The following is a 26,447-nucleotide window of genomic DNA, read 5'->3' as shown; positions in this document are numbered from 1 at the left end:
GGTAGGGGCCGGGGGTGCGGCCTGGGGGGACGGGGCGGGGATACGGGTCCGGGTGTGTCACTGTGTCCTCCAGCCAGTGGGTGTGTCGGCTCTGGACTTCTCCCCCGCGTACCCGGCGCGCGCGCCTCCACTCACGGCCGCCGCGGCCGCCGCCAGGCCCGGTCGGGGACTCGACAGCACCGGTACGGCGGTCGTCGTCAGCAGCCGCGCCGGGGTCATGGAAGCCTGGGCGAGGACGATCGCGTCGGCACTGTCGCCGGGCACGGCGTCCACCGCTTCGGCCACCGCACGGACGTAGCCCTCCGTGTCGCCCGTCTGGAAGAGGGCCCAGGCGCCGTCCACGAACAGTCTCCGTACGTCGGCGGGGAGCCCGGAGCGCCGCGCCTCCTCCTCGACCAGGGTCACCGTGGGCCCGAAGGTGCTCTCCGAGGTCGCGACGACGACCACCCTCGGCCCTGCGACCACCGCGGCGGCGGCCATCGGACGGTCGACCCGCAGCACCGGCACCCCGACCTCCTCGGCGGCCGCCTCCGCGACACCGCCGATGGAGGAGCAGGTGCACAGCACGGCGACGGCGCCACCCGCGACCGCCTGGTCGAGGACCGCCCGGACGTCACCGGCCACGGCGTCGGGCCCGTCGGCGCGGGCCCGGGTCAGCAGGTCCTCATGGACCAAGTGGGCGAGTTCAAGGCCCGGGTGGTCCTCGTCGCGCAGGGCGTCGAACACCGGGACGTGCAGGGGGGAGGTGTGCAGGAGGGCGAGCACGGCGCGGCCGTCAGAAACGGTCGGGGTGCGCCGCAAGCCATTCCTTGGCGGCGCGGAGCAGCTCGGGGTCCGCCACCGGGGCCTCGGCGGGGTGACGCTCGGCCCACTTCACGACGTACGGGCACAGGGGGGCCACGTCGATACCCTCACGGGCGGCCATGACGTAGAGCTCGCGGGCCAGTGAGCCCGCGATGCCCTTTCCCTCGTGCGCCGGCTCGACGATCGTGTGGACCGGGACCAGCGCGCGGCCCCGCGCGGCCAGCACGAAGTACTCGATGTGGCCCACGACTTCGCCCGCCGCCACCGCCTCCAGGCGGCCCGCCGGTCGATCGTCGCGGATCTCGATGTCGCTCATGGACACTCCTCGTCGGGTCATCACATCGTGGGACGCGCCGTCTCGCCGACCGGTCAGACCCTGACCGCCTGCGGACTGCGCTCCTGGTCCGAGCCCGGCACCGGCTCGGCCGGGTCGGCGCCCAGCGCGACAACACGGTTGCCCGTGTCCACGTGGACCACCCTCGGCCGCAGCGCCCGCGCCTCGGCGTCGGTCACCTGAGCGTAACTGATGATGATCACCAGATCTCCGGGATGGACGAGGTGGGCCGCCGCCCCGTTGATCCCGACGACACCGGACCCCCGCTCGCCCTCGATGACGTACGTCTCCAGCCGGGCGCCGTTGGTGACGTCGACGATGTGTACGAGCTCGCCGGGCAGCAGGTCGGCGGCGTCGAGGAGGTCGGCGTCGATGGTCACGGAGCCGACGTAGTGCAGGTCGGCCTGGGTGACGGTGGCGCGGTGGATCTTGGATTTGAATACGGTACGAAGCATGAGGAGACTCCCGGTTCGTCTGCTCCCTGCCTGCTTTTTCCAGGTCAAGGGCGGTCCCCGGAGCGTACAACTCTTCGCATGTGCGGTCAGCTGCCGCCCGGTGTTCCAGGGCTCACACTGTCGGAGCGGGCACCGCCGGGGCGGTCGTGACCTTGCGGGTCTCGTGCAGCAGCAGCAAGCCGTTGACCACCATCAGCGTCCCGGTCAGGCCGTGTACGCCGAGCGCGGTGGCCACGGAGCCGTGGTGGGCCAGCACCGTGGTCATGTCCCCGTAGGCCGCGAGGGCCCCCACCAGCAGCGCCCAGCCCAGCGCCCGGCGATTGCCCGTCACCAGCAGGACCCCCAGGACCAGGGCCAGGACGACATCGCGGATTCCCTTGACGATCAGGAAGCCACCGCCGTCTCCGGACGGCCAGTTCGGCAGCCCGAAGCCCGGCGCCGTCGTCTCCGGGCTCAGGATGAACTCCGTCCCGAACCAGAGGACGAAGAGGACGAAGGCGGCGGCCAGGACGGTGTTGATCTTCTTCAGCGACATGTTCTTCTCCTTGCGAGGCGCAGGGGGATGGGGGGTGTGGGGGGTCAGGTGAGGGCTGCGACCAGCAGTGCGAAGGCGGCGACGATGACGGCGACGCGGACGTAGTGGAGGCGCTCCCAGCGGTTCAGTTGCTGCTTCCAGTCCGCGGGCCGGGTCTCGGGGGTCCACGTCTTGTTCCGGTTGTTGATCGGGACGAGCAGCAGCATCGACATCACCACGCTGAGGATCAGCAGCGCTCCGGCGATGACGACGAGGCCGGCGCCGTCGTGGTGCCGTCCGGCGATGGCCCAGACCGCGGCGAGGACGAGCGAGCCGATGTACCAGACCGGCATCACCGCGCCGAGCATCCGGCCCCCGTGGGCGTGGCCGAGTTGGCCGCTGTCCTCCGGCAGTGCGTTGAGGATCGGGTTCATGACGAAGGCGACGGAGAACTCCACCCCCACCATCAGGCCGACGATCACGGTGGTGACGACCTCGAGTGCGTTGAGCATGACGACTCTCCCGGCATCTAGCGTTGCTAGCTGATGAGGCAACGCTAGACCTACTGCCGCTCGGTTGTCTAGCGGTGCTAGGATCGGATCATGTCGGTACAGGAACGCAAGGAACGCGAACGGGCGGAGCGTGAGCGCCTCATCGTGGCGACGGCCCGCGAACTCGCCGAGCAGCAGGGCTGGGACGCGGTCACCACTCGCCGGCTCGCCGAGCGCATCGAGTACAGCCAGCCCGTCCTCTACAGCCACTTCCGCGGCAAACGCGAGATCATCGGCGCCGTCGCCCTCCAGGGCGCCACCGAGATGGCCGTGGCGGTGCGGGCCGCGACCGCCGCCGTGGACGGTCCGCGCGAGCGGGTGGCCGCCCTCGCGCACGCCTATCTCGGCTTCGCCGCGCGCAACCCGGCGGTCTACGACGCCATCTTCCAGCTCGACGGCGGCCTCCCGTATGCCCAGGAGGACACCCCGGAACCCCTCAAGGACGCTTTCGCCGCGCTGCTGGAGTGCCTCGGCGAGGTCGCCGGGGACGGCGTCGCCCCGGGGCTGTTCACGGAGGTGTTCTGGGCGTCCTTGCACGGGGTGGCGACCCTGACCCGGTCGGGACGGCTGCCACCGGAGGACACCGAGTCAAGGGTGGAGCTGTTGGTGGATCGGCTGGCCGTGGTCTGACACTCCGTCCCGGCAGGCACGCAGGCGGGGTCCTCGGGCCCCGCCTGCCTGCGGCCTACGCGGCGCAGCCGCAGACCACTGGGCCCTGTACCCCCGACGGGCACCCGCCCCGGAAGCTTCGGTGCTCAACGCGGGGCTCCGGCGAGGCGGCGGCGGACGTCGCGACCCGGTTCGGCCCGCCGCTTCCGGATGCGGCGCCGTCAGCCTTCTGATCGCCGCGAGCGGCATCCCGTCGCCCACTCCGACCCCGCCCTTACGGCGACGCGACCCCTCACCGCCATCATGTCGAGAGACGGTCGGCCGGGGACGGTGCCTCCACCGCCCCCGGCCGGCCCGCGATTGTCCACGGCACGACCGCACGAAGAACAGGAAAGCCATGCGTTCCGAACACCCTGCCGGGGGCGGCCCGACCGCGCCCACGTCGGCCCGAGTCGTCGCGCTGCCCGACCGGGGGATCCATGACACGGCCCCCGCCGATTCGTGGACCGACGGCTTCCTCACCGGCAACGGCGAATACGGGGCCGTGGTGTACGGGGACCCGGCGCTGGAGAAAGTCGTCCTCGACCACCACCGCCTCGTCCTGCCCAACGGCACCCGCGACGTCACCCCGCCCGTGCTCGCCGACCGGCTGGAATCGGTACGGGACATGGCGCTGGCCGGGGACTACGCCGGCGCGTGCCGTGACTTCGGTGCCGGGTGGGAGCTGCGCTGGACCCAGACGTACCACCCCGCCTACGAGCTGCGGATCGCCGCGACGGACGGTTCCGCCACCGACCGATACGTCCGGATCACCGACTTCCGTACGGGCGAGGTCACCTCCGCCTGGACGGACGGGCACGGCGCCTGGTCCCGCCGGGTCTTCGTGTCCCGCGCCGACCGGGTCGTCGTCCACGAACTGGTGCCGGCCCCGGGCCGTACCGTCGACGTCACCCTGGGCGTGCACACCGCGCTCGACGACACCGCGACCGACCACGGCGGCGGCGACACCCTGCACACCCGCATGACGTTCACCACCCTGGCCGACGTCGACGCAGGCTCGGGGTGGCTGAACCTGCGCGCCGCCTACCCCGAGGGGCTGGGCGCCCACGGGTACGAGGGCGTCACCCGTGTCGTGCCCATCGGCGGTACGGTCACCGTCAGCGGCTCGACCGTCGTCGTCACCGGGGCGGCCAGGCTCACCCTCCTGACCCGACTGGACAGGTACGAGACGCCCGCCGCCTGGGACACCAAGCCGCTGCACGCGGGGCTGGCCGCCCTGGAACCCGACTACGAGGCTCTGCTCGCCCGGCACACGAAGATCCACTCGGACCTGTACGACCGCTCCCGCCTCGACCTGTTCGCCCCCGAGGCCGACCGCCGTATGTCGACGACCGAGCTGATCGCCCGTCAGAACGCGGACCGGGGCGTCATCGACCCCGCCCTGCTGGAGCGGCTCTACGACTCGGGCCGCTATCTCTTCCTCAGTTCCAGCGGCGTCCTGCCACCCCGTCTGACCGGCATCTGGACGGGTGCGTGGACCGCCGCCTGGGCCGGTGACCTCACCACCGACGCCAACGTCAACCTCCAGGTCGCGGGCGGCAACATCCTCGACCTCACCGAGGCCATGCAGGGCTATTTCGACCTGGTCCTCGGCCAACTCGACCACTGGCGCACCAACGCCAGGAACCTCTACGGCGCCCGCGGTTTCCTCGCCCCCTCCCGTACCGACGGCGAGTACGGCCACATGCTGCACTTCAACGGCGACGACTTCCCCGGCCACTGCTGGACGGGCGGCGCCGACTGGCTGCTCCAGCCGCTCCTGGAGTACTACGAGGTCACCGGCGACGAGGCGTTCCTGCGGGACAGGCTCGGCCCCGCGTTGATGGAACTGGCCCTGTTCTACGAGGACTTCCTCACCCGCAGGGACACCAACGGCAAGGCGGTCTTCGTACCGTCCTTCTCCATGGAGAACGCCCCGGGCAGCACCGGCTCGTACCTGTCCGTCAACGCCACCGGCGACATCACGGCCGGACGACACGCCCTCCAGGCCGCGATCACCGCCGCGGATTCCCTCGGCGTCGAACAGGGCAGCGGCGAGGGCGTCGAACGCTGGACGGCGCTGCTCGACGAGATCCCCGGCTACCTGATCAACGAGGACGGCGCGCTCGCCGAGTGGTCCTGGCCCGGCCTGTCCGACCACTACGACCACCGTCATATCCAGCACCTGTACGGCGTCTGGCCCCTGCACGAGATCAATCCCGAGGAACATCCCGACCTCGTGCCTCCGGCGCTCAGGGCGCTCGAACTGCGCGGAGACCAGAACCTCTCCGCACACGGCAGCCTCCATCGCGCCCTGGCTGCCGCACGGCTCAAGGACGGCGCCCAGGTGTACGACAACCTCCGGAAGATCATCGGCAGCGACATGCTCTTCCGGTCGCTGATGACCTCCCACAATCCCGAACGGCACATCTACAACGCCGACGCGGCGAACGCCCTGCCCGCCGTACTGGCCGAGGCGCTGCTCTGCACGAGGCCCGGCGTCGTGGAACTCCTTCCCGCGCTGCCCGAGCAGTGGGCCAAGGGCAGCATCACCGGCGTCCGGGGCCGGGGCGGCATCCGCGTGCACAGCCTGGACTGGGATCTGCCCGACGGCACCGTGACGGTGTCCGTCACCTCGGACCGGACCCAGGACGTCACGCTGATCAGCCGCCGCGGTATCAGGGCCGTCACCACCTCCGCGCAGACTGCCCCCTCCGTGCTGGGCGCGCACGCCCGCGACATCTCCCTCACCGCCGGGCAAGGCACCCGCATCACGATCACCGTGCCGACGGGCACGCCGGCCGGGGCGCACCGCGGGCCGGAACAGAACGGACCCGGCCAGGCCGGCTCAAGCCGCTGACGGTGGACCACCCTGATGGACTGCAACGCGCGGCAGGCCGGGGTCGATCGTGTCCGACGACGGACACGGACCGACCCCGGCCCCGATGTCGACTGTCAGCCGCCGCTGACGGTCAGGTTGTTGGTGGTGAAGTTGAGTCCACCGGACGACGAGGTGACCTCGTAGCCGAACTGGACGTCGCCGATGATCTCGTTGCCGGGCATCCAGCCCTTGGTGTGGGCGATCCAGCTGAGGATCGGCTTGACATCCACGGTGCCGGAGTTGGAGTTGGACGTCCGCAGGAACGAGAACACCTGGTTGGACCCGTTGGTGCCCTTGTAGACGTTCCAGCTGTGGCCGCCGAGCGAGACGTTGCCCTGCGAGGAGCCGATCGGGCCGACGGCTCCGTGGTAGTTGACCCAGAGCATGATCTCGTACTGGTGGTTGTCGTCCCAGATGTCGTACGACGTGTTGTACGCACCGGACGACGGGACGCTGACGTTGTAGTTGCTGGTGAGCCAGCCGAGGGAGTCGATCGTCTTGTTGATCGTCTTCGTCGAGTTGGGGTAGGACTTGATGCCGCCGGTGTTGGGGTGGTTGGCCCAGACGCCCCAATTGGTCCCGGAGTTGGCCCAGATGCACTGGCTGCCGGCGCCGGAACCCCAGATGTTGTTGTAGAGCTTGTAGCCGTCCAGGTTGGTGCTGCTCCACTGGTCGCAGGAGTTCCAGACGGCCGCCGAAGCGGGGGCGGAGGCGAGTCCGACGGTGGCACCGAGAGCCATCGCCGGCGCCAGAATCGCCGTGCTGATCTTGCGTATCGCGTTGGTAACCATGGTGTCCCTTCCACGGGTGGGGGGAGTTGTGGGGTTGCTGCCACGCCCCTTGACTGAGGACTTGGTCCTCTCCGGCGACGAAACGGATCGGCTGCGCGTCTCCGGAAGAAGTCATGACTTCGATACGGGCGGTGCAGGTACGCCCGCGAGTCGGCCCCATCAGGAGCGACGGCGACAGCGCGGGCAGGGGGAACAGTCGGTGGGGGGCGACTGGGGAAGCGCTTCGAGGAGTACGGCGGTACGGCGGGTGGAGTGCGGGTGGCGTCGGCGTTGCGAACTGCGCTGAGCCGAAGCGGACATCCAACTACTGCGAACGCGTTTCGCAGTCGAAGCGCTTCGATTGCAGTGAGGTTAAGTGAACACTCGCGGGCACACAAGAGTCGCTTCCAAGATTCCCCGGAGGGAAAGGAAGGGGACTTTCCCTAACATGTGGAGATGTGGTGATGTCGGCCTCTTGACATCCGACCTGAATCCTCAACATCGAAGCGCTTCGAAGGCGTCATCGCCCTCATCGCATGGATCCCCTACGCCCGCACACCCTCGCCGAGACCGACGCGGGACGACTGTTGCGAAGGACTTGCGTATACCTCTGCACAAGGCGCCGACCCGATCAGGCGTCTTCGCAGTGGCCTTCCACCGGCGGGTCCAACCAGGATCGGCAGTCCCTCGCGCTGTGACAGCGCCGGACGGGGGCCGCGCCGTGTGACGGGGCGGCCCCCTCGGCGCGCGGGAGCGGGTTCGTGCTAGCGGAGGGTGCTCTCGTCCGTGGACATGTCCTGGGTGCCGATGACGGAGAGCAGCTCCAGTTGGGCGGCGCCCTCCGTGCCCGGTGGGGCGCTGAACCACAGCAGACGCTGGCGTCCGTCCTCGCTGAACAGGTTGTGGCAGTCGAGTTCGACGACTCCCAGCGTGGCGTGGACGATGCGTTTGTGGTCGGTCCGCCGCAGGGCGACGTCATGCGTGTCCCACAGGGCGGCGAACTCCTCGCTGCGACGCCGTAGTTCGGCCACCATGCCGGCCACCTCCGTGTCGCTGCCCCGCCGCGCGGCGACGGCCTGGAGGTCGGCGACGAAGGCCCGGGAGTGCTGCGGATGGTCCTCGGTGGGATAGATCGCGCGGGAGCCCGGGTCGGTGAACCACCGGTACACGAACCTCGCCGCCACACCGCGCCGCGCGGGAGCGCGGCCGAGGAGTGCGGCGGCGAGCTCGTTCTGTACGAGGGTCTCGTGCAGGTCGGTGATGATCTGCGCGGGCGTCCCGGTGAGCCGGTCGAGGAGGCCGAGGAGGGCCGGCTGGGCGTGGGCGTTCGGGCTGTGCGCCGCCGAGGGCACGGGCCGGTCGGCCAGGTGGAACAGGTGGTCGCGTTCGTCGCCGCCCAGCCGCAACGCCCGTGCCAGCGCGGCCAGCACCTGCGACGAGGGCTGGACGTCGCCGCCGCGTTCGAGCTCGGTGTAGTAGTCCGCCGACAGGCCGGCGAGCTGGGCGACTTCCTCGCGTCTCAGGCCGGGGACGCGGCGGCGTGGTCCGGTGGGCAGTCCCACGTCGGAGGGCCGTACGCGGTCGCGCCGGGACCTCAGGAACGCGGCGAGCTCAGGAAGGTTCACCTTCCCATCATCACGCGCGTCGAGGAGGCGCAGCCAGGGGACGCCAACCCCAGGGTCGGCAGAGCCCTGGCTGATCGCCGCGCACCGGACGACTGTGGTGTGCACGGCGGGCCGAGCCGAGCAGACGGCTTCGGGTCCGCAGCCCCCTCCGCCTTCCCTTCGTACACCGGAGTTCCCCGTGCCAAGCTCGAACGTCCAGGCGAGTGCTGCCGTATCCGGCCTCGCCCCAGACACTGACCCCGACCGTCCGCGTGTCGCCGTCGTCACCGGCGGCTCCCGGGGAATCGGGCGCCGGACCGTCCAACGGCTGGCCGCCGACGGGTTCGCGGTGGTGGTCGGCTACGCGGGCAACCAGGACCTCGCCGAGGCCGCCGTCAAAGAGGTCACCGCTTCCGGCGGCCGGGCCGTCGCCGTACGCGCCGACGTCGCCGACGAGCAGGCGGTGGCCGCCCTGTTCGCCACCGCCGCGTCGGAGTACGGGGGTGTCGACGTCGTCGTCCACGCGGCCGGCCGAGCCCAAACGGCGCTCATCGCCGACCTGGACCTGACGGAGCTGGACGCGCTGCACCGCACCAACATCCGGGGCACCTTCGTCGTCGCCCAGCAGGCCGCCCGCACGGTGCGCCGGGGCGGGGCCATCGTCACGTTCTCCACCTCCGTGGTGGGCCTGGCGTTCCCCGGGTACGGCGCCTACAGCGCGAGCAAGGGCGCGGTGGAGGCGGTGACGCTCATCCTGGCCCGTGAGCTGCGCGGCCGGGACGTGACTGTCAACGCCGTCGCGCCCGGTCCCACCGCCACCGATCTGTTCCTCGACGGCAAGGACGACGAGACGGTGGCCCGGCTGGCCGCGCAGCCGCCGCTGGAACGGCTCGGCACCCCGGCCGACATCGCCGAGACCGTCGCGTTCCTGGTCTCCCCCGCCGGTCACTGGATCAACGGCCAGGTCGTCCGCGCCAACGGCGGCATCGTCTGACCGGGCGGCCGTACCCCTTTCAACACCCCACCCAGAGAGAGAACCGTCATGCCGTTCGCGAACTTCAAGGTCCCCGCCGAAACCCTCACCGAGAAGCAGAAGGAGCAGATCATCACCCGCGTCACCGAGCTCTACGTCGACATCTACGGCGAACGCGCCCGCGCCACCACCCTCGTCCTGGTCGAGGAGGTCACCGACGGCGGCTGGGGAATCGGCGGCAACGTACTGACGCTCGCCAAGCTCCAGCAGACGCCGGAGAACTGACCGAAGCGCCGTCACGGGGGGGGCCACCGAGGCCGCCGACTGTCAGGGGCGGCTCGGTGAGTCCGCTGCGGGCCGGGCCGCCGCCACCGTCAGGAGGGCGAACGCCACGGCGAAGCCGACCATGGTGAACACCCCCTTGGGCCAGAAGATGTGGCTGTCGACGAACGACCAGCAGGCGGCGAACAGGACGGCGGCGCCCGGCAGTACGCGCACGCCGTGCCGCCGCCACAACACCGCGCAGGTGGCGAACGACGCCACGGCAAGCCCGTACACCCCGGACCGGCCCAGTTCGTCTCCGACGACGAACAGGTGCCCGGCCGCGCCGTGGACGCCGTGGTCCACGACGGTGCCGGCGGAGATGCCGGCCACCGCGTCCAGGCCGGAGTAGTAGGCGGCGAACCAGAGGCAGCCGGCCCAGGAGACAACCGTCAGGGCACCCTCCGCGTCAGGGCGCGGCCTGCCCCACAGGGGGACGATCAGTCCGAGGACGAGGAGGGGGAAGACGGGCAGCAGCGCGATGTGCAGCCCGGCCCAGTGGCCGGCCGTCGCCGCCGACAGATGCCGGGGATGTATCAGGCCGGCGACTGCGAGCAGCAGGGGAGCGGCGGTGACCAGAACGGTCACGCGCACCGTACGGAAGGATCTCATCCGGTCACGCTAGGCGTACGTCCGCCGCTCACCCCCCTCCACTGACCACACGTAAGACCTCTGTAAGACGGCCCGTTCGCCGGCGGGATTCAGAAGTTCACGCGGCAGGCCGACGACGGCTGTCCCGGACCTTCCGCACGGCCAGCCATACCGCCGTCACCGAGGCCACGACCACCATCGCGACAAGCCAGTTGCGCGGGTAATCCAGGGGCAGCACCGACGGGTTGGCCTTCTTGCCGGGCCGGAGCAGCACCGGCAGTGCCACCGCCGTGAGCGCGCCCGCGACCAGCAGCGCGCCCCGGACCGGCCCGCGCACACCGCCCCGCACGAGCGCGAACCCGACCAGCAGCACCACCGGGGCGATCAGCACGTCGTGCAGCGCGATCGCCCCGCCCAGCCACACCAGCACATCCGGCAGCTCGCGGATGTCCGTCAGCAGGGACACTCCGACTCCCATGAGCGCCAGTCCCGCGGCGCCCGCCGCCACACGCAGCGTCCTCATGCCAGTACCTCCAGTCGGCCGACCCACTTGGTCTGCAGCACACCCGGTCTGTTGGGGGCGATGAGCCGCGCCGGGTAACCGTGGTCGGGGTCGAGTTCCGCGCCGTTCAGACGCAGGGCGAGCAGGGTCAGCGGGTCACGCGCGTGCGTGTGCCCCATCTCCGACACCCGGTAGCCGCCGCGCAACTGCAACGACACCACCCGCACGCGCGCGTGCTCCGGCGCCCCCGCCCGCTCCAACAGGTCCGCGACCCGTACGCCGGTCCAGTGTGCCGACTTGCTCCAGCCCTCCACACAGGCGATCGGCAACTCCACCTCGTGCTGCGGCAGAGCTCTCAGTTCGTCCAGTGTCAGCGTGTACGGGCGCGGGCCCGCCACCACCAGGCGGTACTCCTCTTCGTGGAGCGGGCCGACGCCGGCCGCCGCGGCGGTCCGGTTGACCGGCAGGCCCTGCGGACCCTTGTCGGGATGACGGGGCGCGAACAGCAGAAAGTCTTTCAACGGGGTGAACGACTGCCCCACGGTGGTGAGCGTGACGGCCCCGACAGCCGCTCCCAATGCGGCCAGCAGCGACCGCCGGTCCGAACCGTCCTCGGCGGGCAGGGCGAGCGTCCCGGGCGAGCGGCGACTCCAGTGCGCCTTGATCTCCGGGGCCTGGACGGCGATATGGAGCACCAATGCCCCCACGACGAGCCACGCCACGGCGTAGTGCACAGGCACGAACGAGAAGGGCCACGGATACCACTGGACCGTGTTCAGCAGACCGGTCGCCACCTCGAAAACGGCGCCTGCCACCAGCATCGCGACCGACAGCCGCTCCAGGGCATGCCGAACCGAACGCACCGGCGGCCATGCGAACAACCGCGGATACACCGTCCACAGCTTCGCCAGCAGCAGAGGTACGGCCGCGATGCCCGAGGCGACATGCAGTCCCTGGGTGAGCCGATAACCCCAGGAGGGGCGGCTCGGCAGGCTGTTGGCCAGCCACCCCGGGGGATGTTGCGAGAAGTGGCTGATCAGACCAGTGACGAAGCACAGGACGAACGCCGTCCCCAGCCACCGGCCGATCGCGGTCGCCGTGCGGGCATCGTGCAGTCTGCCCCTGAACACCGGCGGAGAGACACTCAGTTTCATGTCCTCCATCCCACTCGGCGCAAGGCCGTTCCGGAACGTTCGAACTCTTACGGAACAGGGACATCCGATCTGCTCCGGGACGCGGAACACACACGACGCACGCTTATTGACGTGTCACCGACAATGGTGGCTTGATGTATGGGAGCGCTCCCACAACGCTCCCACCGGCGTCTTGATTCCGAAGGCGAACGCCCGCCTTCGGCTTCATCGCCCCCACCTCGGCGACAGCTGACACTCCGCCAGCCGCCGTCAGCCGCACCGCGCGAGCAGCTATTTCCTGACGCACCATCACTCATCGTTAGGAGCCGCCATGAAATCCCGCACCCGCACCGTCCCACGAGTGGCCACTGTCGCGGCCGCCCTCCTTGGCCTCCTCCCGCCCTTACTCGGCTTGGGCGCCCAGGCCCAGGCCGCGCCCACCGGCTCGCCCGTCCAGAACGGCGTCTCGATGCGGCCGGTGTCGGCGCCATCCCTGTCGGCGCACCCTCTCTCCGCCGACAACCCGTACCAGCGGGGCCCGGCCCCCACCGTGAGCAGCGTCGCGGCGCAGAGGGGCACCTTCGCCACCGCGCAGATGAGCGTGGCGCCCGGCAACGGATTCAACGGCGGGAAGATCTACTACCCGACGGACACCAGCCTCGGCACCTGGGGCGCCATCGCGGCGGTGCCCGGCTACACCGCGCGCTGGGACGCCGAGGGTGCCTGGATGGGCCCGTGGCTCGCCTCCTTCGGGTTCGTCGTCATCGGCATCGACACCAACAGCCCGAACGACTACGACACCGCCCGAGGAACCCAACTCCTCGCAGCGCTGGACTACTTGACCCAGCGGAGTCCGGTGCGCGACCGCGTCGACCCCAACCGGCTCGGCGTGCTCGGACACTCCATGGGTGGCGGTGGCGCCATCAGCGCGGCCGAACGGCGACCGTCGTTGAAGGCCGCCCTCCCGCTCGCGCCCTTCTCCCCCTCGCAGAACCTCTCCACCCTGCGGGTGCCCACGATGATCATGGGCGCCCGGGACGACGGTACGGTCACTCCGTCCTACCTCGACGGCCTTTACGGGGGCATGCCGGCCACCACCCAGAGCGCCTTCGTCGAGCTCACCACCGGGGGCCACGGCTTCCCCGTCTGGGGGAACTCGAACGTGACGCGCCGAACGATCCCCTGGCTCAAGATCTTCCTCGACAGCGACACCCGGTACACCCAGTTCCTGTGCCCGTCGCTCGCGGACTCCAGCGGCGTCTCCAGGTCCCGGACCAAGTGCCCCTACGTTCCGCCGGGCGGCACGACCCCTCCGCCGAGCGGCGGACAGATCGTCGGCGCCGCCTCCGGCCGCTGCCTGGACGTACCGAACTCGTCGCAGACCAACGGCACCCAGCCCCAGCTGTGGGACTGCGCGGACAGCGCCAACCAGAAGTGGACGCGCACCGACGCCGGGGAACTGCGCGTGCTCGGCGGCAAGTGCCTGGACGCCGAGGCCTCGGGCACCTCACCCGGTACCCGGGCCGTCATCTGGGACTGCCACGGCGGCCAGAACCAACGGTGGAACGTCAACGCCAACGGTACGGTCACCGGCGCCAGCTCCGGCCTGTGTCTGGACACCTTGAACGCCGGCACCGGCAACGGCGCCCGGACCGTCCTGTCGACCTGCAACGGCGGGGCCACCCAGCGCTGGACCCTCCGGTAGGTCGGACTCGAACAGAGCGGCCGGATCCGGTCCGAGGACGGACACCGGTCCGAGGACGGACGAAGCCGAAGTGCCAGGGCCTGCCGGGCACTTCGGCCACTCCCCCGTGACTACGCGGCCTCCGTCACCTCGGCCTGCTCGTCGGGGCGGTGCGCGAACTGGGTGCGGTACAGCTCCGCGTACCGCCCGTCCAGGGCCAGCAGTTCGTCGTGTGTGCCGCGTTCCAGGATCCGGCCCGCCTCGACGACGAGGATCAGGTCGGCCGCGCGGACCGTGGACAGACGGTGGGCGATCACGATGGCGGTGCGGTCCGCCAGGGCCTCCGCCAACGCCTCCTGGACGGCCGCCTCCGAGGTGTTGTCCAGGTGGGCCGTCGCCTCGTCGAGGACGACGACACGCTGGCGGGCCAGCAGCAGGCGGGCGATGGTCATGCGCTGGCGTTCGCCGCCGGAGAGACGGTAGCCCCGTTCGCCGACCACCGTGTCGAGGCCGTCGGGCAGGTCGCGGACCAGTTCGTCGAGGCGGGCCCGGGTCAGGGCGGCCCACAGCTCGTCGTCGGTCGCCGTGGGGCGGGCCAGCGTCAGGTTGGCGCGCACGGTGTCGTGGAAGAGGTGGCCGTCCTGGGTGACCATGCCGAGGGTGGCGCGCAGGGAGGCGGCGCTCAGGTCGCGGACGTCGACGCCGCCGATGCGTACGGCGCCCTCGTCGGTGTCGTACAGGCGGGGCAGGAGTTGCCCGATGGTCGACTTTCCGGCGCCGGAGGAACCGACGAGGGCGATCGTCTGACCGGGTTCGGCACGGAAGCTGACTCCGTGCAGGACCTCCGTGCCGCCCCGGGTGTCCAGGGCGGCCACCTCCTCCAGGGAGGCGAGGGAGACGCGGTCTGCGGAGGGGTAGGCGAAGCGGACGTTGTCGAACTCGACCGCGACCGGGCCCTCGGGGGCCTCGGCGGCGTCCGGCTTCTCCTCGATGAGGGGCTTCAGGTCGAGCACCTCGAAGACGCGCTCGAAGCTCACCAGGGCGCTCATCACCTCGACGCGCGCCCCGGCGAGCGACGTGAGCGGCGCGTACATGCGGGTGAGGAGCAGGGCGAGTGCGACGACCGCGCCCGGTTCCAGGGTGCCGCGCAGCGCGAACCAGCCGCCGAGCCCGTACACCAGGGCGAGCGCCAGGGCCGACACCAGGGTGAGGGCGGTGATGAAGACCGACTGCGCGAGGGCGGTGCGTACGCCGATGTCCCGGACCCGGCTGGCGCGGGCCGCGAACTGCGCGGACTCCTCGTCGGGCCGCCCGAAGAGCTTGACGAGGGTGGCGCCGGGGGCCGAGAAACGCTCGGTCATCCGGGTGCCCATCGACGCGTTCAGGTCGGCGGCCTCTCGCTGGAGCTTGGCCATCCGGCTGCCCATCCGCCGGGCGGGGAGGACGAAGACCGGCAGCAGCACCAGGGCGAGAAGGGTGATCTGCCAGGACAGGGTGAGCATCACGGCGAGTGTGAGGACCAGGGTGACCAGGTTGCTCACCACTCCGGACAGGGTGTTGCTGAACGCGCGTTGCGCGCCGATGACGTCGTTGTTGAGGCGGGAGACCAGTGCTCCCGTGCGGGTCCGGGTGAAGAACGCGACCGGCATGCGTTGCACATGATCGAACACGGCCGTCCGCAGATCGAGGATGAGTCCCTCCCCGAGTGTCGACGAGAGCCAGCGGCCGAGAATCCCGAGGACCGCCTCGGCGACCGCGATGACCGCGATGAGCAGGGCGAGCCGGATGACCGTGCTCTCGTCGCCGCCCGACACGATCGTGTCGACGACGCGGCCCGCGAGGACGGGCGTCACGACGGCGAGCAGCGCGGTGAGCACACTCAGCACGACGAAGCGGATGATGCGGCGGCGGTGCGGGCGCGCGAACTGCGCGATACGGCGCAGGGTCGCGCGGTCGAAGGGACGCCGCTCCTGCTGGGCGTTCATGACGCTGTGCAGCTGCATCCAGGCTGTGGTCTCCATACTCATGGCACTGACGGTACGACCTCGAGCGACCTTGAGGTCAAGCGCGGATCCTGGGGCGAGCGGCGCGTGTGCCGTTGCCCGGCGCGTCGGCCGGTGGCCGTGTGCCCGCAACCCGGTGTTGGTGCGGCAGGGAGAACCTCTCCGGTTGTGACAGCGGTTCTCTCTCCCCCGGCCCGGCGCCGACGCATACCGGTACGGCAGGTCCTGTGCCTGCTCCCGCTCCTCCTGGTCGCCGTGGTCGCGGTACGCCACCGGCAGGTGCTCGCCGAGGGCTTCGGCCAGCTCTGGACGGCCAAGTGGCCCTGGCTGCTGGTCGCGGCCGGCGCGACCTGTCTGACCTGGGTGGCCGCCGCCGTCAGCCGGCAGGGAGCCGTCGTCGAGCGGTTGCCCAGGCTGCGGCTGCTCGCCACGCAGTTCGCGGCGGGCTCGGCCAACCATCTGCTGCCGACGGGGCTCGGCGCGGGGGCGGTCAATCTGCGGTTCCTGACGGTGTGCGGTCTGCCGCTGGCCCGTTCCTCGGCGGCGCTCGCCCTGTACATGCTCGCGGAGGCCGTCGGCCGGCTGGGCCTGCTGGCGGCGCTGCTGATCGCGTTCCCGCACGCCCTGCGGCTCGGCACCCTCGTTCCCGGCATGGCGCTCGGCCCGCTGCTCATCGGCCTGGGCGCGGTGCTGCTGGCGGCGACGGGCGCGCTGGTGTGCGTACGGCGGCTGCGTACGGCCGCCCTCTCCTTCCTGCGCACGGCGCTCGGCGAGGCCCGTTCCGTGCACACGCGGCCGTCCCGGGCACTGGCGTTGTGGGGCGGTTCGCTGGCGTTCCCGGCGTTCCAGGCCGCCGGGCTGGCCGCGGTGGGGACGGCGCTGGGGCTGCCGGTGCCGCCGTGGCACATGGCGCTCGCCTATCTCGCCGCGACGGTCGCCGTCGCGCTGATCCCCACGCCCGGCGGTATCGGCTCCGTGGAGGCGGCGCTGATCGTGGCCCTGGTCGCGGTGGGCGGGCCGGTGGCTGTCGCCACCGCGGTGGTGCTCGCGTTCCGGATCATCACCGTGTGGGTGCCACTGCTGCCGGGGGCGTTGACGCTGGGGGCGCTGGTGCGGTTCAAGGTGATCTGAGGCCACCCGGGGGCCCGTTTGTGAAAATGGTTTCCAATAAGCTAGCGTGCGGACGCATGGCCACCACTTCCACCGACGCCCGCCTGCCCGTGACCGTGCTCTCCGGTTTCCTCGGCGCCGGAAAGACGACGCTGCTCAACCACGTCCTCGGCAACCGTCAGGGCCTGCGGGTCGCGGTCATCGTGAACGACATGAGCGAGATCAACATCGACGCGTCCCTCGTCCGGGACGGCGGCGCCCTCTCCCGTACCGAGGAGCGGCTGGTGGAGATGACCAACGGCTGCATCTGCTGCACCCTGCGGGACGACCTCCTGGAGGAGGTAGAGAAGCTGGCCCGCGCGGGCCGCTTCGACCATCTGCTCATCGAGTCGTCCGGAATCTCGGAACCCATGCCCGTCGCGGCCACCTTCGCCTTCGCCCGCGACGACGGCGCGAGCCTGCTGGACGTCTCCCGCCTCGACACCATGGTGACCGTCGTGGACGCGGTGAACTTTTTGCCGGAGCTGGACCACGGGGACGACCTGCTGGAGCGCGGGATCACCCCGGTCGAGGGCGACGAACGCACGGTGAGTGATCTCCTCGTCGACCAGGTCGAGTTCGCCGACGTCATCCTCCTCAACAAGACGGACCTGGTTCCCGAGGAGACCGCCGACCGCCTGGAGGCGACCCTGCGGCGCCTCAACCCGGCCGCCCGGGTGCGCCGTACGGTCCGTGGCGCGATCGACCCCGCCGAACTCCTCGGCACGGGCCTGTTCGATCTGGAGAAGGCCGAGCAAGCTCCGGGCTGGGTGGCCGAGTTGAATGGCGACCATGTGCCGGAAACGGAGGAGTACGGCATCTCCTCGCTCGTGCTGCGCGACCCGCGCCCCTTCCACCCCGGCCGCCTCTGGGACCTGCTCACCGGCCCGCTCGACGCGGGTGACTACGGCCAAGTGCTGCGCTCCAAGGGCTTCTTCACCCTCGCCTCGCGCCCCGGCACCACGGGCCTGTGGTCACAGGCGGGCTCGGTGGCGCGCTTCGAGCCGATCGCCGCAGGCGATGCCACGGGTGGTGAATCCCCCGTACAGGGACAGGAGTTGGTGTTCATCGGCATCGGTCTGCGCCGTCAGTCGCTGCGACTGGCACTGTCCCGCTGCCTGTTGACGGAGATGGAACTGGCCACGTACGCAGCCGACTTGGCACACACGGCGTACGAGGACCCCTTCCCCGCGTGGGAGGTGCACCCGGCGGACGTCTGTGACGCGCTCCCCGTCTGAGCTGCTCAATGGCGGGTTTGCCACTGCTCGGTGACGATCGGCCGGCCGGATGCGGCAGGATGAGCGGTCGCCGGACTTCGTACAGACGTCCGGGCGTTGATCGCACAGTTCCAGGCTTCCGAACATTCGAACAGGTGGCAAGTGACGAGACTTCACATCCGGCCGTCGGTGGCGCGGGGCGCCGCGGAACCACTCCTCGGAGGTGACCGGTGAAGCGAGAACTCACCGTGGACGATCTGGTCCTCGCGGGCATCGCCCTCGCCGTGGGCCTGCTGGCGGCCTTCCTGCTGCGCATGCTGCTGCGCTGGCTGGGCAGGCACGCCGACCGCACCCGCTGGAGCGGGGACGACCTCATCGTGGACGCGCTGCGTACGGTGGTGCCGTGGTCGGCGTTCACCGGGGGCGCGGCGGCCGCCGCGGCCGCGCTGCCGCTGACCAGGACGGTCGGGCACAACGTCAACCAGACGCTGACCGTGCTGCTGATCGCGGTCACGACGCTGACGACCGCGAGAGTGGTCAGCACGCTGGTGCGCACGGTCACCCAGTCCCGGTCGGCGGTCGCCGGATCGGCGACGATCTTCGTCAACATCATCAGGGTCGTCATCCTGGCCCTGGGCTTCCTGGTCGTCCTGCAGACGCTGGGCGTGTCCATAGCGCCGATGCTCACCGCCCTGGGAGTCGGCGGTCTGGCCGTCGCGCTCGCCCTCCAGGACACCCTCGCCAACCTCTTCGCGGGCATCCACATCCTCGCCTCGAAGACCGTCCAGCCCGGCGACTACATCAAGCTGAGCAGCGGCGAGGAAGGGTACGTCGTCGACATCAACTGGCGTCAGACGACGGTCCGCCAGCTCTCCAACAACCTGGTCATCATCCCCAACGGGCAACTCGCCGGGACGAACATGACCAACTACAACCGCCCCGAGCAGATGCTGACGATCCTGGTCCAGGTCGGCGTCGCCTACGACAGCGACCTGGAGCAGGTGGAGCGCGTCACCTGCGAGGTCGTGACCGAGGTGATGACCGAGATCACCGGCGCCGTCCCGGACCACGAGCCGCTGGTGCGCTTCCACACCTTCGGCGACTCGCGGATCGGCTTCACGGTGATCCTGGGGGTCGGCGAGTTCAGCGACCAGTTCCGGATCAAGCACGAGTTCATCAAGCGCCTGCACAAACGCTACCGGGCGGAGGGCATCAGCATCCCGGCGCCCGCCCGGACGGTCGCCCTCCAGCAGGGCGCGGTGGTCATTCCGCAGCAGCGGACCGGCCATGCGGAACCCGATCCGGGGTTCGGCCTGGAGCAGGGCGGAGCGTCGTCCGCCCTGCTCGACAGATGAGACTCACGTCTCGGCGGGCAGGCTCAGAGAGTCGCCGAGTTGTCGTGATGGCCGGCCCTGCGCTTCCTCGGCGCGGTCAGTGACGTGTGGACCGGGGTGACCGTCCAGTCCGGGTGACCGGGCATCCGCGGTGTCGTCGTGCCGTACAGCCACTCCCGCAGGAAGCCGGAGAGGTCCTGGCCGGCGATCTCGGAGGCGACCGAGATGTAGTTCTCGGTCGTCGCCGTGGCGTTGCGGTAACGGTCGAGGAAGGTGTGCTCGATCGCGCCGAAGACGGCCTCGCCGACGAACTCGCGCAGCGCGTAGAGGACGAGGACGCCGCCCACGTAGCGCTGGCTGTCGAACAGGTTGGCCTCGTTGGGCGCCGCGACCGGCCCGGAGTCGTGGCGCCACTGGTCGCCGCGCGCGTACGTGTCCTTCATCCGCGCTTCCATGGTGGTCAGACCGAGGGAGTCGGTCCAGCCGCGCTCGTAGCGGTAGAGCAGTCCGTAGAAGTCGGCGTGGCCCTCGTTGAGCCACAGGTCGGCCCAGTTGCCGGGGCTGACGCTGTTGCCGAAGTAGGAGTGGACCAGCTCGTGCATCATGTGCGAGCCGATCTTCTTCTCCTCCTGGAGCAGGAAGTTCGGCTTGTACAGCGTGAGCGTCTGCGTCTCCAGGCCCGTGAAGTCGAAGGCGGTCGGGCTGTCGGAGTTGCACGGCAGCAGGCCGTACGTCTCGAACGGGTAGGCCCCGAGCCGCTGCTCCAGCCACGCCACCAGGCCCGGGGTGAGTGCCAGCGCCGGTTCGAGGGCCGCGGCGCGCGCGACCGGGACGACGTCCCGCAGCGGCAGCCCGTTCGGCCCCTGCCGCTCCTTGACGACGTAGTCGCCGACGGTGATCTGTACGAGTTCGGTGGCGATCGGCGATCGCGAGCGATAGGTGTACGCGGTCCGGTCGCCGTCCAGGCTCTCCGTGCGCACCAGAGCGCCGCTCGCGACGCCGCGCAGGGTGCTCGGCACGGTGATCCGGACCGTGAGGTCGGCCTTGTCGAGCGGATGGTCGTTGCACGGGAAGACGGTGTGCGCGGAGTTGGGCTGCGGGCACACCGCGAACCCGTCGGGCGTGGGCACCCAGGCGGTGTGGGTCAGGGCGCGGCGCGGGTCGGCGCCGTACGCGACACAGATCGTCGTCCAGGTGTGCGCCGGCAGCGCGCAGTCGGGCGTGATCCGCAGCTTCTCGTCGACCTGCTCGTACGTGGCCGTGCGGCCGGCGACGCGCACGGAGCGGATGTCCAGGCCGAGGGCGTCGAGGGAGAGGCGGCTCAGGGCCTGGGTGGTGCGGACGCGCAGGGTCGCCTCGCCCTCGACCAGCTGGGTCGTGGCGTCGTAGGCGAGGTCGAGGTGGTAGGCGGCGACGCGGTAGCCGTCGTTGCCCAGGCTCGGGTAGACGGAGTCACCGAGGGTCTCGGCGCCCGGGGTGGGATTCTTCTTCCTCGAAGCCGACTTGGACGTCCCCCCGGACGCCGCGTGGGCCGAAGGGGCCAGGGTGGTGGCCGCGGCCGTGCCGAGCAGGGCTGCCGCAGGGGCCGTCAGTCTGGTGCGATATCTCATGGGTCGCTTTCGCTCGGGCGCCCGGCTGGTCAGGTCCGGCCGCCGGTCAGGTGTGCGGGTCTACCCCCTAGACCACAAGGTCGGCGCAGTCGGTTGCACCGACGCCCGAACACATCCCGAGCGACTCGCGCACGGACCTCTGAGATATCTTGATGTCGAGCAATGTTGCAGACGTGGAGCGGAGCACCCGGTGACTGACTCGACCATCATTTACACGCACACTGACGAGGCGCCCGCCCTGGCGACCCACTCGTTCCTGCCCGTCATCCAGGCGTACGCCTCGCAGGCCGGGGTGAACGTCGAGACCCGGGACATCTCGCTGGCCGGCCGCATCATCGCCGTCTTCCCGGAGTTCCTGGAGGAGGGCCAGCGCATCGCGGACGCCCTCGCCGAGCTGGGCGAGCTGGCGAAGACGCCCGAGGCGAACATCATCAAGCTGCCCAACGTGTCGGCCTCGATCCCGCAGCTCAAGGCGGCCGTCGCCGAGCTGCAGAGCCAGGGCTACGCGCTGCCCGACTACCCGGACGACCCGAAGTCGGACGAGGAGCGCGACATCCGCGCCCGCTACGACAAGATCAAGGGTTCCGCCGTGAACCCGGTGCTGCGTGAGGGCAACTCGGACCGCCGCGCCCCCGCCTCGGTGAAGAACTACGCCAAGACCCACCCGCACCGCATGGGCGCCTGGACCCCCGAGTCCAAGACCAACGTGGCGACGATGGGCGAGAACGACTTCCGCTCCACCGAGAAGTCCGCGGTGATCTCTCAGGCCGGTTCGCTGCGCATCGAGCTGGCGGGCGAGGACGGCTCGACGACCGTCCTGCGCGAGTCGGTACCCGTCCTCGCGGACGAGGTCGTCGACGCGTCCGTCCTGCACGTCGCCGCGCTGCGCGAGTTCCTCACCGCGCAGATCGCCCGCGCCAAGGCGGAAGGCGTGCTGTTCTCCGTGCACCTCAAGGCCACGATGATGAAGGTCTCCGACCCGATCATCTTCGGCCACGTCGTGCGCGCGTTCTTCCCGAAGACGTTCGCCCAGTACGGCGAGACCCTCGCCGCGGCCGGCCTGTCCCCGAACGACGGTCTCGGCGGCATCTACAAGGGCCTCGAGTCGCTGCCCGAGGGCGCCGCGATCAAGGCGTCCTTCGACGCCGAGCTGGCCGAGGGCCCGGCGCTGGCCATGGTCGACTCCGACAAGGGCATCACCAACCTGCACGTCCCGTCCGACGTCATCGTCGACGCGTCCATGCCGGCCATGATCCGTACCTCCGGCCACATGTGGGGCCCGGACGGCCAGGAGGCCGACACCCTCGCGGTGCTCCCGGACTCCTCCTACGCCGGCGTCTACCAGGTCGCGATCGACGACTGCCGCGTCAACGGCGCCTACGACCCGTCGACCATGGGCTCCGTCCCGAACGTCGGTCTGATGGCGCAGAAGGCCGAGGAGTACGGCAGCCACGACAAGACCTTCGAGATCCCGGCCGCCGGTACGGTCCGCCTCGTCGACCAGGCCGGCAACGTGGTGATCGAGCAGCCCGTCGCCGCCGGTGACATCTTCCGCGCCTGCCAGACCAAGGACGCCCCGATCAAGGACTGGGTGAAGCTGGCCGTCACCCGTGCCCGTGCCACCGGCGACCCGGCGGTGTTCTGGCTGGACGAGACCCGCGCCCACGACGCCAACCTGATCGCCAAGGTCAACGCCTACCTGCCGGAGCACGACACCGAGGGCCTGGACATCCGGATCCTCAACCCGGTCGAGGCGACCAAGCTGTCGGTGGAGCGCATCCGGCGCGGTGAGGACACCATCTCCGTCACCGGCAACGTGCTGCGCGACTACCTGACCGACCTGTTCCCGATCCTGGAGCTGGGTACCAGCGCCAAGATGCTGTCGGTCGTCCCGCTGATGGCGGGCGGCGGCCTGTTCGAGACGGGCGCCGGCGGCTCCGCCCCGAAGCACGTCCAGCAGCTCGTCAAGGAGAACTACCTGCGCTGGGACAGCCTGGGTGAGTTCTTCGCGCTGGCGGCCAGCTTCGAGCACCTCGCCACGACCACGGGCAACGCACGCGCCCAGGTCCTCGCCGACACGCTCGACCGGGCGACGGCGACCTTCCTCAACGAGGACAAGTCGCCGACCCGGCGTGTCGGCGGCATCGACAACCGGGGCAGCCACTTCTTCCTGTCCCTGTACTGGGCGCAGGAGCTGGCGGCGCAGACGGAGGACGCGGACCTCGCGAAGTCGTTCGCTTCGTTCGCCGAGGCGCTCACCGCGAACGCGGAGACGATTGTCGCCGAGTTGATCGCGGTTCAGGGGAAGCCGGCTGACATCGGTGGGTACTACCAGCCGGACGTGGAGAAGGCGAAGACGGTCATGCGTCCGTCGGCCACGTGGAACGAGACGCTGGCGACGTTGAGCTGACGCTCGGCTGGGTGTGCGGTTCTTTTACCGCGGCCCGGAGGGCTTGTCGCGCCCCGCGGCGGAGCCGCAGATCGAACACAGCCCCGCGCCCCTTTGGGGCGCGGGGTTCCGCGCCGGAGTTCGCCGGTGCCGTCGTGTCAGGCGCGGAGCCACTCCGTCATTACCGTCTCCGCGTCCGTGCGCAGACGGAGTGCGAACGGGCCGGTCACCGGTAGTTCGGCTGCGAAGCGGCCCAGGTTGTCTGCGGTGAGTGCGGGTGGTGAGGTGAGTTGGGGGCCGCTCAGGACCTCGATCCTCGCCCCCTGCGGTGGCAGCAGCTGGCCCATCAGGCCGTGGGCGGTCACCTCTACGTCGACCGTCAGCTCGTCCGTGCGGAAGGTCAGCATGCGGGGGGCGTCGACGGCACCTCTGATGGGAAGGCCGTGGACCAGCGAGTCGAAGGTCAGCTCGGCCAGTCGGGTGTCGAGCGCGTACAAGGCGTAGGCCTCGACGGCGGTCTGCCGGAGCTGCGCCGGGACCGGATCCATGATGGCGGCGGCCTGGCGGAGCGTCTCTTCCAGGAGGTCGTTGTCCAGCGAGTCGTCGCCTTCGAAGGGTCCCGAGTCGTCGGGCCCGTCGTCCAGTTCGTCGTCGGCGTCGTCGAAGCCGTCCATACCTTCGGTACCGTCGATACCTTCGCTGCCGTTCATGTCGGCCGGGCCGTCCGTTTCGTCGAAGGCGTGGGGGGATCCGTCGTCGTGCGCGCTGGTCATCGCACCCCCCGGGCGGCGAGCCGCACCCGCAGCCGACGCAGGCAGCGCTGGCGCAGGGGGCCGATGCTGCCGACGGCGATGCCGAGGCCGACCGAGATCTCCTGGTAGCTCGGCGGCGGCGTGGACATCAGGATGCGCAGCAACTGCCTGCACCGGGCGCCGAGTTCCTCGAACTCCTGCCATAACGTCCGGATGCGCTCCGCCTCCATGGAGGCGTCCTCGGACTCGATCACCCACTGCTCGGGCGTACGGTCGTCACTCATCCGGTCGAGCAGCTGGGCGTCGTCCGTCGGTGTCATCCGGTGCGCGCTCTTGATGACCTTGAGGCACTCGTGCCGGGCGGTGCTGGCGAGCCACGAGCCCGCCTTCTCCGGCTCACGGATACGGCCCAGGTGCTGGGCGAAGCGGAACCACACGGTCGAGTACACCTCGCGGGCGTCCGCGTCGGACAGCCGGTGGGCACGTGCCACCGACCACACCAGCGGGCTCAGCCCTTCCACCAGCGCTTTCCAGCCCGCGGCGTCACCGTCGACGGCGGACTGGACCAACGCGCCGACCGCAGCTCGGTCCACGTCCCCACCCCTCGTGTACGGCCAGTCATCGTACGCCGTGGAAGGGGGTGCTCCACTCGTCCTGCGCATGGTCCTCACTCGTTTTGTCCTTTTGTGGAGGCCTGTTGACCTCATCGGGCGGGCGGGGTGTTCACGACCGGCACCGGGCTCCAGGTGGGCGGGATCAGCGCGGGTACGACCGCGCCCCGGACCTCGGCGAACTCGGTGTTCGCCGCGAGGAGTTGCTGCCTGGCGGCGCGTGGGTCGGTCTCCTTGTGGGCGGTCATGTGGGCGGCGATCAGCGCCGCGACCACCGGGGTGGCGAAGGAGGTGCCGCTCCACTGGGCGAACCCCTCGAACATCACCTGGTCCGGGGTGCCCGAGCTGGTCTCGTGGTCCCCCGAGAGCACGCCGAGGTGCTCCGGGGACTGGCAGGTGCAGGCGTAGGTGAAGTGGTAGCGGCAGGTGGCGTAGGTGCTGTGCTGGTAGACGTACGGCACCGGTGCGTCGAAGCCGGTCAGGGCGCCGGTGAGACGCTCGCCGGGGGCGTAGACCTTCACCCACGAACCATGGTTGGTGAAGCAGGCGCCGAACTCGCCGTCGCTGCGCAGGGCGCCGACGGAGATCACGGACTGGGCGTACTCGGGCTTGCCGGCGTAGGCGGCGGGCCAGAAGGGGGTCGCGCTGGCGTTGTTGCCGGCGGCGGCGACCAGCAGGGTGCCCGGCTGGTCGCGCAGGGCCTCCATGAACGCGGCGAGACCGAGCAGGCCTTCCGTGCTGCCGTTCGAGGTGCCGGCGGAGAGACTGATGATGGCCGGCCAGCCGTCGCGCTCGACAGCCTCGAAGAGCTTGTCGCCGAACTCGGACTCCAGGATCGCGCCGGCGTCGTTGAGCGTGTTGCGGGAGACGACGTTCGTGTTGGGGGCGACGGCCGCGACGAGCCCCGAGATGAACGTGCCGTGTCCCGCGTACTGGTGGAGCACGCCGTCGCCGTCGCACTCGTCGACCTGGGTGTCGCCCTGGACGTGGGCCATCGCCGGGTAGGACGCGTAGTCGTGCATGAGACCGGTGTCGATGACCAGGACGCCGACGGCGTTGTCCGCGTCGTAGCCGCTCTCGGCCACCGCCGGGTTGGGCCCCGCCGCGAACGGGACGGGAACCGGCTCGTCACCGGGACAGGCGTTGACGGGCGCGATGTGCACCACGTGGTTACGGCTGACCAGGCGCCGCCCCGCGTTGCCCTCCGTCTGCCTGAGCGCGCGCAGGGCGCCCGCCACCGCGCGGTCGCCGCGCGGGCCGCCCTCCCCGGGGTCGCCGACCCGGATGCGGGTGATGCCCGACCGGTTGGTCTCCGGGCTCTCCCGGCGCACCTCGTCGGCGGTCAGGCCGGCGAACGTGGTGAAGTGCGCGCGCACGGTGTCCTCTACGATCCGCGCCTCCTCGCCGTCGCGGGCCAGGACCACACCCTTCTCGTAGATGAACTCGGCCGCGTCGTCCGGCCCCATGGCCAGCTCCACGCCGGGCATGGAACGCTGGATCTGGTCGAACTGCTCCTGGAAACGCTGAGGTGCCATGGAATGTCCTCCCCCTTGAACCGATCCCGTGTTGCCTCTGGTGCCTCTATGGAGAGCCGTCGGGCCCTCGCGTGATACACGT

Annotated in this window: 24 protein-coding genes; 9 read left to right on the top strand and 15 right to left on the bottom strand. The window is 70.5% G+C overall.

Annotated features, from left to right (window positions below; all coding sequences use genetic code 11):
- Positions 1–57: 57 nt before the first annotated feature.
- The 5 genes from ADL01_RS35340 to ADL01_RS35320 all read right to left on the bottom strand — a co-directional run bounded on the left by ADL01_RS35340 (position 58) and on the right by ADL01_RS35320 (position 2,619).
- Positions 58–765 carry an aspartate/glutamate racemase family protein gene (locus ADL01_RS35340; RefSeq protein WP_053746151.1) on the bottom strand — a complete coding sequence of 236 codons (708 nt, stop codon included), beginning with the start codon at positions 763–765 and terminating at the stop codon, positions 58–60.
- Between the two features lie 10 nt (positions 766–775).
- Positions 776–1,120 (bottom strand): GNAT family N-acetyltransferase, encoded by a 345-nt coding sequence (locus tag ADL01_RS35335; RefSeq protein WP_053746145.1) that lies wholly within the window; start codon positions 1,118–1,120, stop codon positions 776–778.
- Positions 1,121–1,173: 53 nt separating this feature from the next.
- Positions 1,174–1,593: an aspartate 1-decarboxylase gene (gene panD, locus ADL01_RS35330; RefSeq protein ID WP_053746144.1), complete on the bottom strand. Its 420-nt coding sequence runs from the start codon at positions 1,591–1,593 to the stop codon at positions 1,174–1,176.
- A 112-nt stretch (positions 1,594–1,705) separates the two neighbouring features.
- Entirely contained in the window at positions 1,706–2,128 is a 423-nt protein-coding gene (locus tag ADL01_RS35325) for a DUF4267 domain-containing protein (RefSeq protein WP_053746143.1), read from the bottom strand.
- A gap of 44 nt (positions 2,129–2,172) precedes the next feature.
- On the bottom strand, positions 2,173–2,619 hold the full coding sequence (locus ADL01_RS35320; protein ID WP_053746142.1) for a DUF1772 domain-containing protein: 447 nt from the start codon (positions 2,617–2,619) through the stop codon (positions 2,173–2,175).
- 90 nt (positions 2,620–2,709) lie between these two features.
- Here ADL01_RS35320 and ADL01_RS35315 point away from each other — a divergent pair, with 90 nt between their 5' ends.
- Both ADL01_RS35315 and ADL01_RS35310 read left to right on the top strand, forming a co-directional pair.
- Positions 2,710–3,288 (top strand): TetR/AcrR family transcriptional regulator, encoded by a 579-nt coding sequence (locus ADL01_RS35315; RefSeq protein WP_053746141.1) that lies wholly within the window; start codon positions 2,710–2,712, stop codon positions 3,286–3,288.
- 376 nt (positions 3,289–3,664) lie between these two features.
- On the top strand, positions 3,665–6,166 hold the full coding sequence (locus tag ADL01_RS35310) for a glycosyl hydrolase family 95 catalytic domain-containing protein (RefSeq protein WP_078960944.1): 2,502 nt from the start codon (positions 3,665–3,667) through the stop codon (positions 6,164–6,166).
- Positions 6,167–6,261: 95 nt separating this feature from the next.
- Here ADL01_RS35310 and ADL01_RS35305 read toward each other — a convergent pair whose 3' ends face one another.
- Together ADL01_RS35305 and ADL01_RS35300 are read right to left on the bottom strand one after the other, a co-directional pair.
- A complete protein-coding gene (locus ADL01_RS35305; RefSeq protein ID WP_053746140.1) occupies positions 6,262–6,978 on the bottom strand; it encodes a glycoside hydrolase family 12 protein in 717 nt (238 codons plus the stop codon).
- Between the two features lie 743 nt (positions 6,979–7,721).
- A complete protein-coding gene (locus ADL01_RS35300; protein ID WP_053746139.1) occupies positions 7,722–8,582 on the bottom strand; it encodes a helix-turn-helix transcriptional regulator in 861 nt (286 codons plus the stop codon).
- 178 nt (positions 8,583–8,760) lie between these two features.
- Between ADL01_RS35300 and ADL01_RS35295 the strand changes: the two genes are divergently transcribed.
- Together ADL01_RS35295 and ADL01_RS35290 are read left to right on the top strand one after the other, a co-directional pair.
- Complete coding sequence (locus ADL01_RS35295) at positions 8,761–9,555, top strand: SDR family oxidoreductase (RefSeq protein ID WP_053746138.1); 795 nt, start codon at positions 8,761–8,763, stop codon at positions 9,553–9,555.
- 48 nt (positions 9,556–9,603) lie between these two features.
- The gene (locus tag ADL01_RS35290; protein ID WP_053746137.1) at positions 9,604–9,819 is read left to right on the top strand and encodes a tautomerase family protein; all 216 of its coding nucleotides are present in this window, start codon (positions 9,604–9,606) and stop codon (positions 9,817–9,819) included.
- Positions 9,820–9,861: 42 nt separating this feature from the next.
- Here ADL01_RS35290 and ADL01_RS35285 read toward each other — a convergent pair whose 3' ends face one another.
- The 3 genes from ADL01_RS35285 to ADL01_RS35275 form a co-directional block, all read right to left on the bottom strand.
- Positions 9,862–10,467, bottom strand: coding sequence for a hypothetical protein (locus tag ADL01_RS35285; RefSeq protein ID WP_053746136.1), 606 nt, complete (start codon positions 10,465–10,467; stop codon positions 9,862–9,864).
- A 97-nt stretch (positions 10,468–10,564) separates the two neighbouring features.
- Positions 10,565–10,969 carry a hypothetical protein gene (locus ADL01_RS35280; protein WP_053746135.1) on the bottom strand — a complete coding sequence of 135 codons (405 nt, stop codon included), beginning with the start codon at positions 10,967–10,969 and terminating at the stop codon, positions 10,565–10,567.
- Complete coding sequence (locus tag ADL01_RS35275) at positions 10,966–12,102, bottom strand: molybdopterin-dependent oxidoreductase (protein WP_234354905.1); 1,137 nt, start codon at positions 12,100–12,102, stop codon at positions 10,966–10,968. The genes ADL01_RS35280 and ADL01_RS35275 overlap by 4 nt, the downstream gene beginning before the upstream one ends.
- Before the next feature lie 310 nt (positions 12,103–12,412).
- On the opposite strand from ADL01_RS35275, the gene ADL01_RS35270 reads away from it, so the two are divergent.
- Positions 12,413–13,786: a ricin-type beta-trefoil lectin domain protein gene (locus ADL01_RS35270; protein ID WP_234354904.1), complete on the top strand. Its 1,374-nt coding sequence runs from the start codon at positions 12,413–12,415 to the stop codon at positions 13,784–13,786.
- 110 nt (positions 13,787–13,896) lie between these two features.
- On the opposite strand, the gene ADL01_RS35265 is transcribed toward ADL01_RS35270, so the two are convergent.
- Positions 13,897–15,792: an ABC transporter ATP-binding protein gene (locus ADL01_RS35265; RefSeq protein WP_053746133.1), complete on the bottom strand. Its 1,896-nt coding sequence runs from the start codon at positions 15,790–15,792 to the stop codon at positions 13,897–13,899.
- A gap of 144 nt (positions 15,793–15,936) precedes the next feature.
- On the opposite strand from ADL01_RS35265, the gene ADL01_RS35260 reads away from it, so the two are divergent.
- The 3 genes from ADL01_RS35260 (at position 15,937) to ADL01_RS35250 (ending at position 19,489) form a co-directional block, all read left to right on the top strand.
- Positions 15,937–16,899, top strand: coding sequence for a lysylphosphatidylglycerol synthase transmembrane domain-containing protein (locus tag ADL01_RS35260; RefSeq protein ID WP_053746132.1), 963 nt, complete (start codon positions 15,937–15,939; stop codon positions 16,897–16,899).
- Positions 16,900–16,955: 56 nt separating this feature from the next.
- Positions 16,956–18,155, top strand: coding sequence for a GTP-binding protein (locus ADL01_RS35255; RefSeq protein WP_053746131.1), 1,200 nt, complete (start codon positions 16,956–16,958; stop codon positions 18,153–18,155).
- Between the two features lie 209 nt (positions 18,156–18,364).
- Positions 18,365–19,489, top strand: coding sequence for a mechanosensitive ion channel family protein (locus ADL01_RS35250; protein WP_053746130.1), 1,125 nt, complete (start codon positions 18,365–18,367; stop codon positions 19,487–19,489).
- A gap of 23 nt (positions 19,490–19,512) precedes the next feature.
- Here the strand turns inward: ADL01_RS35250 and ADL01_RS35245 are convergent, their stop codons facing one another.
- Entirely contained in the window at positions 19,513–21,078 is a 1,566-nt protein-coding gene (locus tag ADL01_RS35245) for a M1 family metallopeptidase (protein ID WP_053746129.1), read from the bottom strand.
- 190 nt (positions 21,079–21,268) lie between these two features.
- Here ADL01_RS35245 and ADL01_RS35240 point away from each other — a divergent pair, with 190 nt between their 5' ends.
- Entirely contained in the window at positions 21,269–23,488 is a 2,220-nt protein-coding gene (locus ADL01_RS35240; RefSeq protein WP_053746128.1) for an NADP-dependent isocitrate dehydrogenase, read from the top strand.
- A 137-nt stretch (positions 23,489–23,625) separates the two neighbouring features.
- On the opposite strand, the gene ADL01_RS35235 is transcribed toward ADL01_RS35240, so the two are convergent.
- The 3 genes from ADL01_RS35235 to ADL01_RS35225 are packed head-to-tail and all read right to left on the bottom strand — an operon-like array spanning position 23,626 to position 26,365.
- Positions 23,626–24,177: a hypothetical protein gene (locus ADL01_RS35235; RefSeq protein ID WP_405777706.1), complete on the bottom strand. Its 552-nt coding sequence runs from the start codon at positions 24,175–24,177 to the stop codon at positions 23,626–23,628.
- A 59-nt stretch (positions 24,178–24,236) separates the two neighbouring features.
- Entirely contained in the window at positions 24,237–24,881 is a 645-nt protein-coding gene (locus tag ADL01_RS35230; RefSeq protein WP_078960950.1) for an RNA polymerase sigma factor, read from the bottom strand.
- 41 nt (positions 24,882–24,922) lie between these two features.
- On the bottom strand, positions 24,923–26,365 hold the full coding sequence (locus ADL01_RS35225; RefSeq protein ID WP_053746126.1) for a S8/S53 family peptidase: 1,443 nt from the start codon (positions 26,363–26,365) through the stop codon (positions 24,923–24,925).
- Positions 26,366–26,447: the final 82 nt, after the last annotated feature.

This window comes from Streptomyces sp. NRRL WC-3618 (assembly GCF_001280005.1).
Taxonomy (GTDB): Bacteria; Actinomycetota; Actinomycetes; order Streptomycetales; family Streptomycetaceae; genus Streptomyces.
Note: the sequence above shows the minus strand (reverse complement) of the source record. Positions and strands in the feature narration are given on the sequence as shown.

Excerpts from the sequence above, each read along its gene's own strand:
- ADL01_RS35230 (WP_078960950.1), bottom strand. The coding sequence starts at position 24,881 with ATGCGCAGGACGAGTGGAGCACCCCCTTCCACGGCGTACGATGACTGG.
- ADL01_RS35290 (WP_053746137.1), top strand. The coding sequence starts at position 9,604 with ATGCCGTTCGCGAACTTCAAGGTCCCCGCCGAAACCCTCACCGAGAAG.
- ADL01_RS35275 (WP_234354905.1), bottom strand. The coding sequence starts at position 12,102 with ATGAAACTGAGTGTCTCTCCGCCGGTGTTCAGGGGCAGACTGCACGAT.
- ADL01_RS35270 (WP_234354904.1), top strand. The coding sequence starts at position 12,413 with ATGAAATCCCGCACCCGCACCGTCCCACGAGTGGCCACTGTCGCGGCC.
- ADL01_RS35315 (WP_053746141.1), top strand. The coding sequence starts at position 2,710 with ATGTCGGTACAGGAACGCAAGGAACGCGAACGGGCGGAGCGTGAGCGC.
- ADL01_RS35235 (WP_405777706.1), bottom strand. The coding sequence starts at position 24,177 with ATGAACGGCAGCGAAGGTATCGACGGTACCGAAGGTATGGACGGCTTC.
- ADL01_RS35280 (WP_053746135.1), bottom strand. The coding sequence starts at position 10,969 with ATGAGGACGCTGCGTGTGGCGGCGGGCGCCGCGGGACTGGCGCTCATG.
- ADL01_RS35320 (WP_053746142.1), bottom strand. The coding sequence starts at position 2,619 with ATGCTCAACGCACTCGAGGTCGTCACCACCGTGATCGTCGGCCTGATG.
- ADL01_RS35310 (WP_078960944.1), top strand. The coding sequence starts at position 3,665 with ATGCGTTCCGAACACCCTGCCGGGGGCGGCCCGACCGCGCCCACGTCG.
- ADL01_RS35255 (WP_053746131.1), top strand. The coding sequence starts at position 16,956 with ATGGCCACCACTTCCACCGACGCCCGCCTGCCCGTGACCGTGCTCTCC.
- ADL01_RS35285 (WP_053746136.1), bottom strand. The coding sequence starts at position 10,467 with ATGAGATCCTTCCGTACGGTGCGCGTGACCGTTCTGGTCACCGCCGCT.
- ADL01_RS35305 (WP_053746140.1), bottom strand. The coding sequence starts at position 6,978 with ATGGTTACCAACGCGATACGCAAGATCAGCACGGCGATTCTGGCGCCG.
- panD (WP_053746144.1), bottom strand. The coding sequence starts at position 1,593 with ATGCTTCGTACCGTATTCAAATCCAAGATCCACCGCGCCACCGTCACC.
- ADL01_RS35265 (WP_053746133.1), bottom strand. The coding sequence starts at position 15,792 with ATGAGTATGGAGACCACAGCCTGGATGCAGCTGCACAGCGTCATGAAC.
- ADL01_RS35325 (WP_053746143.1), bottom strand. The coding sequence starts at position 2,128 with ATGTCGCTGAAGAAGATCAACACCGTCCTGGCCGCCGCCTTCGTCCTC.
- ADL01_RS35225 (WP_053746126.1), bottom strand. The coding sequence starts at position 26,365 with ATGGCACCTCAGCGTTTCCAGGAGCAGTTCGACCAGATCCAGCGTTCC.
- ADL01_RS35245 (WP_053746129.1), bottom strand. The coding sequence starts at position 21,078 with ATGAGATATCGCACCAGACTGACGGCCCCTGCGGCAGCCCTGCTCGGC.
- ADL01_RS35335 (WP_053746145.1), bottom strand. The coding sequence starts at position 1,120 with ATGAGCGACATCGAGATCCGCGACGATCGACCGGCGGGCCGCCTGGAG.